This is a genomic window from Pseudonocardia acidicola (assembly GCF_012911935.1).
GTDB lineage: Bacteria > Actinomycetota > Actinomycetes > Mycobacteriales > Pseudonocardiaceae > Pseudonocardia > Pseudonocardia acidicola.
Map to the genome: position 1 here is coordinate 25,274 of NZ_JAAXLA010000007.1, position 13,128 is coordinate 38,401.

Here is a 13,128-nt window from a genome sequence, read left to right on the forward strand (position 1 = left end):
ATGCAAGCAGGAGAACAGCACCTCGGTGCCGCGCCGGCGAACCCGCGGAAGGTTGCCTTCGCGAGCTTCATCGGCACCACCGTCGAGTGGTACGACTTCTTCATCTACGGCACGGCTGCGGCCCTCGTGCTGGGGAAGCTGTTCTTCCCCACGGTCAGCCCGACGGTCGGCCTGATCGCGTCGTTCGCCACCTTCGGCGTCGCGTTCGTCGCTCGGCCAGTCGGCGCCGTCATCGCCGGGCACATCGGCGACCGCTTGGGCCGCAAGACGGTCCTGGTGGCGAGCCTGATGACGATGGGCGTCGCGACGCTGCTGATCGGCCTGCTGCCGACGTTCGCCACGATCGGCATCTGGGCGCCCGTGCTGCTCACGGTGCTGCGCTTCGTGCAGGGCCTGGGCATCGGGGCGGAGTGGGCCGGCGCGGTGCTGATGGCCACCGAGCACGCCCCGCCGGGCAAGCGGGGCCTCTACGGCAGCTGGCCGCAGATCGGCGTGCCTGCGGGCTCGTTGCTCGCCACCGCCACGTTCGCGATCGTGTCCTCGGTGGCCGGCGACGGGTTCCTGACCTGGGGCTGGCGTATCCCGTTTGTGCTCAGCTTTGCCCTGGTGGTCACCGGCCTGGTCATCCGGCTGCGGCTGGCGGAGCCGCGGGCCTTCGCCGAGGTGCAGCGCCGCGGCGAGACCGCGAAGCAGCCGGTCGTGGAGGTACTGCGGCGCCACCCCCGCAACGTCGTGCTCGCGATCGGCGCCCGCTTCTCCGACACACTGATCTTCTACATCGTGTCGGTGTTCGTGCTGAGCTACGCGACCACAACCCTAGGCGTCTCCCGCGGCGTGGTACTGACCGGGGTGATCATCGGAAGCGCGCTGGAGCTGCTGATGATGCCCCTGATGGGAGCGCTGTCCGACCGGGTCGGCCGCCGGCCGGTCTTCCTGGCGGGCGCCGGGTTCGCCGTCGCATTCGCCTACCCGTTCTTCCTGCTCGTCGACACCGGCAACCCGGTCCTGATCTGGGTCGCGATCGTGCTCATGCTGCTGGGCGGGCACGCGCCGACGTTCTCCACCTCGGCCGCGCTGCTGTCGGAGATGTTCCCCACCCGACTGCGGATGAGCGGCTCCTCGGTGAGCTACAACATCTCGTCGATGCTCGCGGCCGCGCCGGCGCCGCTGATCGCGACCGCTCTCCTCGGCTGGTCCGGCGGCAGCTCGTGGCCGGTCGCGCTCTACGTCGCGGCGGGCGCCGCGCTGGCCTTCGCGGCCGTGTTCGCGGTCCGAGAGACCTTCCGGACCGACATGGACGCCACCGGCGCACCGGACGTGATCGAGAGCACCGGACAGACGGCGGCAGACGTGGTTCGGTAACGCAACATTCTGCAATCAGTCTCGGCGGACGAAAGAGGTGAAAGTGTGCTCGACTCACGCGACCGAGTGACTGGGCGAACACCTTTCGTAATCAATCACGAGGTTCCCGGCATGCTGCACTGCCGACTCGTGCGGTCGACCGCCGCGCACGCGCGGATCGTGGCGGTGCGCACCGACGAGGCGGCGGCCCTGCCCGGGGTGGTCGCCGCGGTGACCGGGGCCGACCTCGCAGCCCGCGGGGACATGGCCGTGCTGTTCGGCCCCGTCATGCTCGATCAGCCCGTGCTGGCGATCGACGTGGTCCGCTACATCGGCGAGCCCGTCGTCGCGGTGCTGGCCGAGGACCCCGCGGTGGCTGACGATGCGGCCGCGCTGGTGCAGGTGGACTACGACCATCTCCCCGCCGTGTTCGACGCCGAGGAGGCCTTCGGGTCCGACACCGTCCGCTTGTTCGCCGAACCGCCGGAGCGCGACCCGTCCTTCGCCGACGTGACCCTGCGGGCCGACCACGAGCGCAACGTCTGCAACACATTCACCGTCGTAAAGGGCGACGTCGAGGCCGGGTTCAGGGCCGCTGACCTGGTCTTCGACGATGTCTTCGACAGCCCGGCCGCGGGCGCGGTACCGCTGGAGACGCACGCGGTGGTCGCCGACGCCCGCGGCGACCGGCTCACCGTCTGGTCGTCCACCCAGACGCCCTACATCACCCGCCGACAACTAGCCCTGCAGTTCGGCCTGCCGCTCAACCGGGTGCGGGTCGTCGTGCCGGCCCTCGGTGGCGGGTTCGGGGCCAAGGCCTACGCCTCGGTCGAGCCGATCGCCGCGGCGCTGTCGCGCGTGGCGGTCGCCCCCGTGCGCCTGTACCTCACGCGCGAGGAGGAGTTCGTCACCAGCACCAAGCACGCGATGCGGGTGCGGATCCGGACCGGCGTCATGCGCGACGGCCGCATCGTGGCCCGGGAGGCGACCGCCTACTACAACGCAGGCGCCTACGCCGTGATCAGCCCGCGCAAGGTGATGTTCGCCGGCTACGGGCTCAACGGGCCGTACGCGATCCCGCACGTGCGGATCGAGGCCCACGCCGTTCTGACCAACACCCCCCCGGCCGGCGCCTACCGCGGCTTCGCCATCAACCAGGCCGCCTGGGCCTACGAGGGGCAGCTCGACATGATCGCCGAGCGGCTCGGGCTCGACCCGGTGGAGATCCGTCGCATCAACCTGCTGCGCGACGGCGACGCCTTCTGCACCGGCGAGACCCTGGAGCACCTGCGGTTCCACGACCTGCTCGACGGGGTGGCCGAGCGGATCGGCTGGGACCCGGACGAGCCCGCGCACCGCGACGGCGACCTGGTGCGGGCCAAGGGCGTCAGCTGCGTGATCGAGGGGACGATCACCCCGTCGACATCCACGGCGAGTGTCCGGATCAATCCCGACGGCAGCATCGATGTGCTCACCAGCTCTGTCGAGATGGGTCAGGGTATCCGGCCGGCTCTGGCAGCCACGGTCGCGCGCCGTCTCGGCGTCGATCCGGCCCTTGTCGGCGTGTCCTATGTCGACACCGACCTGACGCCCTACGACCAGCAGACCACCGCCAGCCGGTCGATGTACTCGATGGGAACCGCGATGGGCCGGGCCGCCGACGACGCCCTGGACAAGATCCGCGAGCTGGCCTCCGACCTGCTGGAGGTCGACCCGGCCGACCTCGAGATCGTCGGCGGTCAGGTGCGGGTCGCCGGGGTCGAGCAGCAGGGCCTGCCCCTCTCCGAGGTGGTGCGGCGCAGCCGCGTCGGCAACGTGATCGGGGAGGGCACGCTCGTCACCGCCGGCGGCCTCGACCCCTTCACCGGCCAGGGCATCGGCTCCGTGCACTGGCACCAGTCGGTCGGCGCCGCCGAGATCGAGGTCGACACCGCCACAGGCCACGTGCGGCTGCTCCGCTACACCGGCGGGGTGTTCGCCGGCGAGGTGATCGACCCCGTCGGCGCCGAACACCAGTGCGAAGGCTGCCTCGTCTTCGGCGTCGGGAACGCGCTGATGGAGGAGTTGGTGTTCGACCAGGGCCAGCTCGTCACCGGGACGCTGGCCGACTACATGGTGCCCACGCTCGAGGACATGCCGCGTGAGCACGCGTTCGAGCTCATGGAGGACCTGGAACACGGGGAGGTGCACGGTCTGGGCGAGCCGGCCCTGCCGCCGATCGCTCCGGCCATCGCCAACGCGCTCTACCGGGCCACGGGCGTGCGCATCCGGAGCCTGCCAATCAGTGCGGAGAAGGTGCTGCGCGGACTGCAGGAGCAGCGCGGCAGCCAACAGCTGAGCGAGGCCGCGACCGTGGGAGTGACTACATGAGCGGACTGGAGGAGCTGCCCGACGACCCGGAGGCGGTGAAGATGCCCGACGCCGATGATCGTGTGCCGGTCCGGCTCGGCGTCAACGGCAGGGCCCGCACCCTGCGGGTCCGTCCGACCCAGACACTGCTCGACGCACTGCGCGAGCAGTTGCGGCTGCACGGTGCGCGCAGCGGCTGTGGCGTGGGCATGTGCGGTGCGTGCACGGTGCTGCTCGATGGCCGCGCCGCAAGCGGGTGCCTGACGCTCGCCGCGCTGTGCGACGGCACCGAAGTCCGCACGGTGGAGGGCTTGGAGAGCCCGTCGGGCGAGCTGAGCCGGGTGCAGGAGGCGTTCCTGCGCCACCGCGCGTTCCAGTGCTCGTACTGCACCTCGGGTTTCGTGCTCGCGCTGGAGGCACTGCTGGCGGTGGACCCCGCACCGGGCGAGACAGCGATCCGGGAGGCCTTCAGCGGGCACATCTGCCGGTGCGGCAGCTACTCCCGCATCATGGGCGCCGCGCTCGAGGTGGCCGGTGCCGCAGATCGGCGGGAGCAAGCATGAGCGCCCCGGCCTTCTTCTTCCCGCGGACGGTCAGCGAGACGGTCGACGTCCTGGACGCCTACGACGGGACCGCCAAATTGGTCGCGGGCGGTACCGCGCTGACCTTGATGCTCCAACAGCGGCTGGTCGCCCCGCAGGCGCTGGTGTCGCTGCGTGACGTTCCAGGCCTCGGTGCCGTCGCAGCCGAGGACGGCGTGCTACGAATCGGGGCGCTGGTGACCCACGCGACGGCGGCCCGCCACCCGCTGGTGCGTCGGCACGCTCCGCTGCTCGCCGACTCGCTGGCCGTGGTGGGCAACGCGCAGGTGCGCTCGGCGGCCACCGTCGGCGGCGTGCTGGCCGAGGCCGACTACGCCTCCGACCCGCCAGCGGCGCTTCGTGCTCTCGACGCCGCGGTCGGCGCTCACGGCCCCACCGGGGAACGGAGAATCGGCGTCGGCGAGCTGCTGCTGGGCTTCTACCAGACAGCCCTGGCGCCGGCCGAGGTCGTTACCGAGGTCCGGGTGCCGGTCCTGCCCGTTGGCACCGGCTCGGCCTACCTCAAGTACACGTCGCGCTCGCACGAAGACCGGCCGTGCGTCGGCGTCGCCGCGATCGTGCGGCTCGCCGGTGACGGCACCTGCGCCGACCTGCGGGTCGCCGTCGGGGCAGCATGCGACGCACCACTGCGACTGTGCGACATCGAGCAACAGGCCCGCGGCCGGCGGCTCGACGCGACCACGCTGATCGAGCTGGCCGACGCCTACGCCGAGCGGGCCGACCCGCTCTCCGACGTGCGGGGGTCGGCCTGGTACCGCCGCGAGATGGTCCGCGTCTGGGTTCGCCGGGCAGTGGAGCAGGCCCGGCTGCGCAGCCAGGAAGCCGGCCCCGACGGCCGGGACTGGGCGCACGAGCATTCGAAGGAGGGGGCGCAGTGATCGTCGATCGGAGCATCAAGATCGCGGCCTCGGCGGAGGAGACCTTCCGCCGGTGCCTCGACATCGCGTTCGTGGGCGCGTGCCTGCCGGGCGCCCAGGACATCCGGGAGGACACCCCGGACAGCTACCGGGGGGTCTTCGCGATCCGGATCGGTCCGGTGGCCGTGTCCCTGCAGGGCACGGTGCGGGTGCTCGAGACCGATGTGGCGGGACGGGTCGCGGTGCTGCGCCTGGAGGGCAGCGACCGCCGCATCGGTGGCGATGTGGCCGGCGACATGCGGATCGAGGTCGTGGAGCACTCCGAGACCGAGTGCCGGCTCGACGTGCACACCGACGTCACGATCTCCGGGAAGCTCGGGCAGTTCGGGCGTGCGGTCATCGTGAAGAAGGCCGACCAGATCACCGAGGCCTTCGTCCAGGAGTTCTCCCGGCAGCTCGCGGCGGTGCGGACCCCGGCCGATCTGGTCGCCGCCCCCTCTGCCCCCGCAGCCCCGCAGTCCACTCTCCCCACGCCGCCGGCGGCTGCGGCACCTGCAGCCGCCGCCCCAGCAGGTCTGGCCCTGGCGAGCACCCCGGCCCAATCCCTGGCCGCGCTCGTCCGCCGGGGTCGCCGGATCGCGGTCGCCGCGCATCGGGACGACCTGGCTCGGGCCGCCGGCACCCCGGACCTGGGCGCGGTCTGGCTGTCCGCCGGCCCGGTCGGCGCGCCCGGGGGGATCGCGGTGCCGCGAGTGGCGGCCGTGCACGCGGGCCGCGGCGACGAGCTACTCGCTGCTCTCGGCGCCGCGGGCGTGCCCGGCGCACACGCCCCGGACGCCGTCGCCGTGGTTCCACGGGGCGCCGCGGTCGGCGATCCGGAGGTGATGGCGGCGCTGTGCCGGCAGGCGACGACTGTGACCGGGCGTCCGGTACTGCTGGTGGCCGCGGCCCCGTGGTCCGCGTTGCTGTGCGCTCGGGTGGCGTCCACCGGCGTCGCTCACGGGGTCGGCGTCGTGCTCGACCGCGGCGTCGCCCCCGAGATCGGCGCGGCACTGCTCGTCCATGCGGTGCACGAGATCCGCGACGCCGGGCTGGAGCTCCCGGTGCTGGCCGGCCTGGTAGCGCCCAGGGATGTCCCCGTCGTGCTACGGGCCGGTGCAGACGGTGTCCTGGTCGCGCCCGGGCGAGTGCCGGTCAGCACGTCCCTGCGTCGCCGGCTGCCGCTGCTGCGGCCCGCGTCCATGGCCCGGAACTGACCCGATGTGCAGCCGGGTACATCCAGATCCCGACCGTGGAGCGGTCGCAACCGATGTGAGGACAACGAGCGCTCCGCCGCTCGGGAGGAGATGGTGATGCAGGTACTCCGGCCACAGACCACGGCCGACACCCTGCGCCTGCTGGCTGACGGCGGCGAGGACACGAAGATCATCGCCGGCGGCACGGCCCTGATGCTGATGATGCGCAACGGACTGGTCATGCCCGAGCAGCTCGTCTCCCTCGACAGGCTGCCCGAACTGAACCGGGTGACCGTGGAGCCCGACGCCGTCCGGCTCGGCGCCCTGGTCAGCCTGCGCGGCATCGAGCGTTCCGCAGAGCTCGCCACCGTGCTGCCCACGCTGACCGCCGCGGTCGGCCTGGTCGCCAACCACCGGATCCGCCAGCGCGCGACCATCGGTGGCTGTGTCAGCGAGGCCGACTACGCCTCCGACCCGCCCGCGGTGCTGACCACCCTGGGCTGCGAGGTGCACGTCGTCGGCATCGGGACGGACCGGTGGATCCCGCTGTCGGAGTTCCTCGTGGATTACTACCAGACGGTGCTGCAGCCGGGTGAGCTCGTCACCGAGGTCCGCATCCCCCGGCCCTCGCCGACGGCGCGCACGACCTACCTCAAGTACATCAGCCGCTCCGCGGAGGACCGGCCCTGCGTCGGCGTCGCTGCCCACGTCGACCTCGACTCCTCGGGGCGCTGCACCGACGTCCGGGTGGCGGTCGCGGGAGCGACCGCCACGCCGTTCACGGTGGCCGAGGCGACCGAGGCCTGCCGCGGGGCCAAGCCGGACAAGAGCGCCTGGGACGAGGTCGCGGCCGCCTACAGCGCCGCCATCTCCCCCATCGGCGACGCCCGCGGCTCCGCCGAGTACCGCAAGCACGTGACCGGGGAGCTCGTCCGGCGGGCCCTGAAGGTCCTCTCCACCGGCGCCGAGAACGGAGCGTTCCGCCTGTGAACCCGAACGACACCGACACCACAGTGGACGCGGGGATCCCCAACCCGAACCGGAGCATCCCGGTAGCGCAGGGCTCCGCCGTCGGGCAGCCGGTGGACATGATCGGTGCGACGGCGCGGGTCAGCGGCCGCGTCGACTTCGCCCTGAACGCGGTGGTCCCCGGGATGACCCACGCCCGCATCCTGCGCAGCCCGCTGCCGCACGCCCGCATCCGCTCGATCGACACCAGCGCTGCGGAGAAGATGCCGGGAGTCGTCGCGGTGCTGACCGCGACCGACTTCGACAGGCCCGGCGCGCCGGCGCGCTACTACGGCGCCGTGCTGCGCGACCAGCCCGTGCTGTGCGGGGAGAAGGTCCGCTTCGCCGGCGACCCGGTCGCCGCAGTGGCGGCGGAGACCGAGGAGCAGGCGGCCGCCGCGCTGCTCGAGATCGAGATCGGCTACGAGCCGCTGCCCGCGGTCGGCTCGGTTGACGAGGCGCTCGCCGAGGGGGCGCCGCTGGTGCACGAGAAGCCCCCGCTGCCCCGCGAGCGCAGCTACGCCGACATCAAGTTCCACGGCCGCGAGGGCAATGTCTGTACGAAGTTCCAGCTCCGCTCCGGTGACGTCGAGGCCGGGTTCGCGGCGGCGGACCACGTCTTCGAGAACACCTACCACAGCCCCGCCGTCCAGCACGTGACGATGGAGCCGCACGTCGTGCTGGCGCACTTCGAGGGCGAGCGGCTCACCGTGACGTCGTCGACCCAGGCGCCCTACGCGGTGCGCGACACGCTGGCCGAGATGTTCGGCGTGGCGAGCTCGAAGGTGCGCGTGATCGTCCCGCCGATCGGCGGCGGCTACGGCGGCAAGACCTACGCGAAGTTCGAGCCGGTCACCGCCGCGCTGGCGTGGAAGGCCCGCCGGCCGGTCAAGCTGGTGCTCCCCCGCGACGAGGAGTTCCTCTCGCTCACCAAGCATGCCGCCACGATCCGGATGCGCACCGGCGTGTCCGCGGACGGCACGCTGCTGGCGCGCGACGTGCAGGTGTACTTCGACGCCGGCGCCTACACCGACATCAGTCCGCGCCTGATCAAGAACGGCGGGTACAGCACCGCGGGCCCGTACGCGATTCCGAACGTCCGGATCGACTCCTACGCCGTCTACACCAACCTGCCGCCGGCGGGGGCGTACCGCGGCTACGGCGTGTCGCAGGCCGCGTGGGCCTACGAGCAACAGATGGACGAGATGGCCGAGGCGCTCGGCATCGACCCCGTCGAGTTCCGCCGCCGCAACCTCCTCGGCGAGGGCGACCGGTTCGCCACCGGCGAGATCATGCGCGAGGCGCACTGGCGGGAGTTGCTCGACCGCACCGCCGCGGCGATCGACTACGACCACGACCGCCGGGTGATGCTCGACGAGAACCGGGTGCGCGGCAAAGGCCTCGCGGTGATCCTCAAGTCGACGATCACGCCGTCCACCTCGCACGCGGCGATGCGCCTCGACGCGGACGGCAGCCTGCAGGTGCTCACCTCGTCGGTGGAGATGGGGCAGGGCGCGCACACGGTCCTCGCGCAGCTCGCGGCGCAGCCGCTCGGCCTGCCGGTCTCGGCGGTGCACGTCACCGAGCCGGACACCCAGTACACCCCCTACGACCAGACCACCAGCTCCAGTCGCACCACCCGCGCGATGGGCGGGGCGCTCACCGCCGCCGCGCACGTCATTCGCGAGAAGCTGCTGAAGCTCGCCGGTGACCTGCTCGAGGTCTCCCCGGGTGACCTGGAGCTGACCGACGGGCACGTCGTGGTCAAGGGCTCCCCGACCGTGCGGCTGTCGGTACCGGAGGTGTTCGCCCGGACCCGCACCGGCAGCATCAGCGGCGACGGCGAGGTCATCACCGCCGGCGGGCTCGACCCCGAGACCGGCCAGGGCATCGCCAGCGACCACTGGCACCAGGGCGCCGCATCCGCCGAGGTGGAGGTCGATCTGGGCACCGGGAAGGTCTACGTCCGGCACGTGCACTCGATCGCGCACGCCGGCCGGGTGGTCAATCCCAAGCTCGCCCGCCTGCAGATGCACGGCAGCACCGTGTTCGGCATCAGCCACGCGCTGTACGAGGAACTGGTCTACGACGGCGGCATCCTCACCAACCCCAACCTGTCCGACTACGCGATCACCGCGATGGGCGACATGCCCGCGAAGCTCGAGGTCGAGTTCCTCGAGGACTCCGGCGAGGCCGAGATCCACGGCCTCGGTGAGACGACCCTGCCGCCGGTGATCGCCGCGATCGGGAACGCGGTCCGCGCGGCCATCGGCGCGCCGGTGCGCACCCTGCCCATCACCCCGGAACGAGTGCTGCGAGCGAGGAACTCATGATGGACCCGACCGACCAGACGTCCTTCACCTGCGTCGTCAACGGCGAGCACGTCGTCCTCGCCGGCGACGACACCACGCCCGCGATCACCGCGCTGCGCGCGCACGGCCTGTTCAGCGTGCGCGAGACCTGCGGCATCGGGGTGTGCGGCACCTGCACGGTGCTGCTCGACGGCGAGCCGGTGAGCGCCTGCATCCTGCCGCTCTACGCCCTTGGCGGGCGCACCGTCCAGACCGCCGAGGGCCTGGAGGGGCAAAACGGCGAACTCTCCGACCTGCAGCGGCAGTTCATCGCCTCGCAGGCCTTCCAGTGCTCGTTCTGCACCCCCGGCTTTCTCATGAGCGGCCAGGCCCTGCTGGACAGCACCGACGGGCCACTCGACGACGAGGCCATCGAGGAGGGGCTGCAGGGCCATCTGTGCCGGTGCGGGTGCTACGCGGCCATCACCGAGGCCGTTCGCGAATGCGCGGCCGCACGGATGTGCGGCCGCGCGGCCGCGCGGCACTGAGCAGCTGGGAGCGGCACTGACATGCCTTACCCGCACGAACGGCCATTCGCCGCGATCCACGATCGGTTGCCGTACTCCCCCATTGTCGACCGGCCCCCGATCAGGTGGCCCGGCGGCGCGCGGGTGGCGGTCTGGGTGGTGCCGAACGTCGAGCACTACGAGTACCTGCCGCCCGCGGGCGCGATCGACCCCTACCCGCGCACCCCGCACCCCGACGTGCGCAAGTTCGCCTACCACGACTTCGGCAACCGGGTCGGGTTCTGGCGGATGCTCGAGGTGCTCGACCGGCACGCCGTGCCCGCCACGGTGTCGCTCAACGTCGCGGTGCTCGACCACTACCCGGAGATCGCCGCGGCCATGGTCGAGCGCGGCTGGGAGTTCATGAGCCACGGGCTCTACAACACCCGCTACCTCACCGGGCTCGACGTCGAGCAGGAACGCGAGTTCCTGCGCACGTGCAACGCCGTGCTCGAGCGGCACACCGGGCGGCAGTTCTCCGGGATGCTCGGCCCGAACATCACCGGCAACGGCTGGACGCCGGACCTGATGGCCGAAGCCGGGATGAGCTACCACGCCGACTGGGTGCACGACGAACGGCCGGCGCCCCTGCTGACCGCGAACGGGAGCCGGATGGTCGCGCTGCCCTACAGCTACGAGCTCAACGACGCCCCGCTGCTGATGCGCTCGCACGTCGAGGGCGACGAATACGCGCAGTACTGCACCGCGCAGTTCGACCGGCTGCACCGCGACGCGGAGTCCGGCGGCCGGATGATGTGCCTGCCGCTGCACCCGTTCGCGATCGGCCAGCCGCACCGGATCGGCAGCCTGGACCGGGTGCTCGCACACCTGCGCGCGCACGGCGCCTGGATCGCCACGGCCACCGACATCGTCACGCACTACCGCGAGCACCACTACGACGCCGACCTGGCGGCGGGCGAGGTCGTCCATGCCTGAGCCCGTCCTGAACGTCGTCGATGCGGTGACCACCGCCCCCGCCCGGCCCGGCTACGACCACGCCTGGTTCGGGTGGAGCCCGCTGCCCGCGCGCCCGGCGCTGCGCTGGCCCGGCGACGCCCGGCTCGCGGTCGCCGTCGTGCTGCACCTCGGTGCCGCCGAGTGGGAGCAGCCCGAGCCGCCCGTCGCGCCCCCGCCCGGGGGCCGCGGGATCGGCCCGTATCCGGATGTACCGCGGATGTCGCACCGCGAGTTCGGCCACCGGGTCGGGGTGTTCCGGCTGCTCGATGTCCTTCAGGGGCTCGACGTCACCCCGGCCGCGGTTGTCGACGTCCTCACCGCCGAGGGCTATCGCCCGCTGACCCGGCACCTGCTCCCGGCCGTCGGGGAGGTGTTGGCCGGCGGTCTGAGTGCCAGCCGGCCGCTCACCAGTGCGATGCGCGAGGACGAGGAGCGGCACTACATCGCCTCCACCCTGGATCGGCTCGACGCGGCGCTCGGCGTGCGCCCGACGGGCTGGCTCGGACCCGAGCACAGCGAGTCGGCGCGCACCCCGGCGTTGCTCGCCGAGGCCGGCGTCGGCTACGTCGCGGACTGGGGCAACGACGAGCAGCCCTACCCGGTGCCGGGTGCGGGCGGGAACCTGTGGAGTTTTCCGCTTTCCTGGGAGCTCAGTGACCTCAGCACGATGTTCGTGCGGCAGAGCGCGCCGCAGGTGTGGGCGCGCAGCGTGATCGAGGCCGTGGACCGGATGCACACCGAGGGCGCGACCACGGGTTGCGTACTCGCCCTGCACCTGCACCCCTGGGTATCCGGGCAGGCCTTCCGCGCGGACGCCGTGGAGGCCGTGCTGCGGCACGTCCGCGGCCTCGACAGCGTCTGGATCACCACCCCGGGGGCGGTCGTCGAGCACTGCCGCAAGCAGGTGGAGCCGTGAGCCTCCCCCGCATCGCCCTGATCGCCACCGGGGGCACGATCGACTCGGTGGGGACCGACCGGCTCGACCTGGCCTGGTACACCGAGAACCGCCAGCGGCTGGGCGACGGCACGTTGCTGGACTCGATCCCGGAACTGCGCGGGATCGCCGAGGTCGGGCAGGTTCCCTTCCGCCGGGTGCCCAGCTACGCCCTGACCGGCCGGGACTGGCTCGACCTGGCGCGGACCGTGCAGGGCCTGCTCGACGGCGGCCACGACGGGGTCGTCATCACGCACGGCACGAACACCCTGGAGGAGACGGCGTTCTTCCTGCAGCTGACCGTGCGATCGGACAAGCCCGTCGTACTGGTCGGGGCGATGCGCCCGGCCTCGGCGCTGGGCGCGGACGGCCCGCTGAACCTGCTGCGTGCCGTGCAGGTCGCCGCCGCCCCGCAGGCCCGCGGCCACGGCGTGCTCGTCGTCCTCAACGACACGATCCACGCCGCGCGCGAGGTCACCAAGACCTCGACGTTCCGGGTGCACACCTTCGCCTCCCCCGGCACCGGACCGCTCGGCGTCGCCGACGCCGACGGCCGGGTCGTGCTGCGGCACCGGCCGGTGGCGGCCGGCAAGGCGGAGTTCGACGTCACCGGCCTGACCGAGCTGCCCCGGGTGGACGTCGTCGTGTCCTATGTGGGCGCCGACGGCGCACTGATCGACGCTGCGGTCGCGGCGGGTACCCGCGGCATCGTCAGTGCCGGCACCGGCGCGGGCCGACCGACCTCCGCCGAGGACGCGGCGCTCGACCGCGCCGTCGCCATGGGCGTGGCGGTGTGCCAGGGCAGCCGGGTCGGCTCGGGCCGCGTCGTCCGCTCCCCCGGCCTGACCCGTCGCGGATTGATCGCCGCCGACGACCTGCAGCCGTGGAAGGCCAAGGTGCTGCTGGCTCTCGGGTTGACCCGAACCGCCGACCCCGAGCGGCTCCAGGAGTTGTTCGACCAGGTGTAGCGGCGACGTGGCAGCGGCCC

The 13,128-nt window shown here is 72.3% G+C and carries 11 protein-coding genes; all 11 read left to right on the top strand.

The features are described from left to right. The 11 genes from HF526_RS05760 to HF526_RS05810 all read left to right on the top strand — a co-directional run bounded on the left by HF526_RS05760 (position 1) and on the right by HF526_RS05810 (position 13,108). Positions 1-1,362, top strand: coding sequence for an MFS transporter (locus tag HF526_RS05760; protein ID WP_169380214.1), 1,362 nt, complete (start codon positions 1-3; stop codon positions 1,360-1,362). 66 nt (positions 1,363-1,428) lie between these two features. Continuing rightward, a complete protein-coding gene (locus HF526_RS05765; protein ID WP_169380215.1) occupies positions 1,429-3,711 on the top strand; it encodes a molybdopterin cofactor-binding domain-containing protein in 2,283 nt (760 codons plus the stop codon). Then, entirely contained in the window at positions 3,708-4,253 is a 546-nt protein-coding gene (locus tag HF526_RS05770; RefSeq protein WP_239028347.1) for a (2Fe-2S)-binding protein, read from the top strand. The genes HF526_RS05765 and HF526_RS05770 overlap by 4 nt, the downstream gene beginning before the upstream one ends. Next, positions 4,250-5,170 (top strand): FAD binding domain-containing protein, encoded by a 921-nt coding sequence (locus HF526_RS05775; RefSeq protein ID WP_169380216.1) that lies wholly within the window; start codon positions 4,250-4,252, stop codon positions 5,168-5,170. The genes HF526_RS05770 and HF526_RS05775 overlap by 4 nt, the downstream gene beginning before the upstream one ends. After that, entirely contained in the window at positions 5,167-6,405 is a 1,239-nt protein-coding gene (locus HF526_RS05780; RefSeq protein ID WP_169380217.1) for an SRPBCC domain-containing protein, read from the top strand. The genes HF526_RS05775 and HF526_RS05780 overlap by 4 nt, the downstream gene beginning before the upstream one ends. 96 nt (positions 6,406-6,501) lie before the next feature. Further along, positions 6,502-7,374 (top strand): FAD binding domain-containing protein, encoded by an 873-nt coding sequence (locus tag HF526_RS05785; protein WP_169380218.1) that lies wholly within the window; start codon positions 6,502-6,504, stop codon positions 7,372-7,374. Continuing rightward, complete coding sequence (locus HF526_RS05790; protein WP_211176821.1) at positions 7,371-9,725, top strand: xanthine dehydrogenase family protein molybdopterin-binding subunit; 2,355 nt, start codon at positions 7,371-7,373, stop codon at positions 9,723-9,725. Before HF526_RS05785 ends, HF526_RS05790 begins: the two co-directional genes overlap by 4 nt. Beyond that, a complete protein-coding gene (locus HF526_RS05795; protein ID WP_169380219.1) occupies positions 9,725-10,231 on the top strand; it encodes a (2Fe-2S)-binding protein in 507 nt (168 codons plus the stop codon). The genes HF526_RS05790 and HF526_RS05795 overlap by 1 nt, the downstream gene beginning before the upstream one ends. A 123-nt stretch (positions 10,232-10,354) precedes the next feature. Then, on the top strand, positions 10,355-11,185 hold the full coding sequence (locus HF526_RS05800; protein ID WP_169380220.1) for a polysaccharide deacetylase family protein: 831 nt from the start codon (positions 10,355-10,357) through the stop codon (positions 11,183-11,185). Further along, positions 11,178-12,122: a polysaccharide deacetylase family protein gene (locus tag HF526_RS05805; RefSeq protein WP_169380221.1), complete on the top strand. Its 945-nt coding sequence runs from the start codon at positions 11,178-11,180 to the stop codon at positions 12,120-12,122. The genes HF526_RS05800 and HF526_RS05805 overlap by 8 nt, the downstream gene beginning before the upstream one ends. Then, positions 12,119-13,108 (top strand): asparaginase domain-containing protein, encoded by a 990-nt coding sequence (locus tag HF526_RS05810; protein WP_169380222.1) that lies wholly within the window; start codon positions 12,119-12,121, stop codon positions 13,106-13,108. The genes HF526_RS05805 and HF526_RS05810 overlap by 4 nt, the downstream gene beginning before the upstream one ends. Positions 13,109-13,128: the final 20 nt, after the last annotated feature.

Bases quoted from the DNA above. Each gene is read 5' to 3' on its own strand.
- HF526_RS05760 (WP_169380214.1), top strand. From the start codon at position 1: ATGCAAGCAGGAGAACAGCACCTCGGTGCCGCGCCGGCGAACCCGCGG.
- HF526_RS05770 (WP_239028347.1), top strand. From the start codon at position 3,708: ATGAGCGGACTGGAGGAGCTGCCCGACGACCCGGAGGCGGTGAAGATG.
- HF526_RS05775 (WP_169380216.1), top strand. From the start codon at position 4,250: ATGAGCGCCCCGGCCTTCTTCTTCCCGCGGACGGTCAGCGAGACGGTC.
- HF526_RS05785 (WP_169380218.1), top strand. From the start codon at position 6,502: ATGCAGGTACTCCGGCCACAGACCACGGCCGACACCCTGCGCCTGCTG.
- HF526_RS05795 (WP_169380219.1), top strand. From the start codon at position 9,725: ATGGACCCGACCGACCAGACGTCCTTCACCTGCGTCGTCAACGGCGAG.
- HF526_RS05805 (WP_169380221.1), top strand. From the start codon at position 11,178: ATGCCTGAGCCCGTCCTGAACGTCGTCGATGCGGTGACCACCGCCCCC.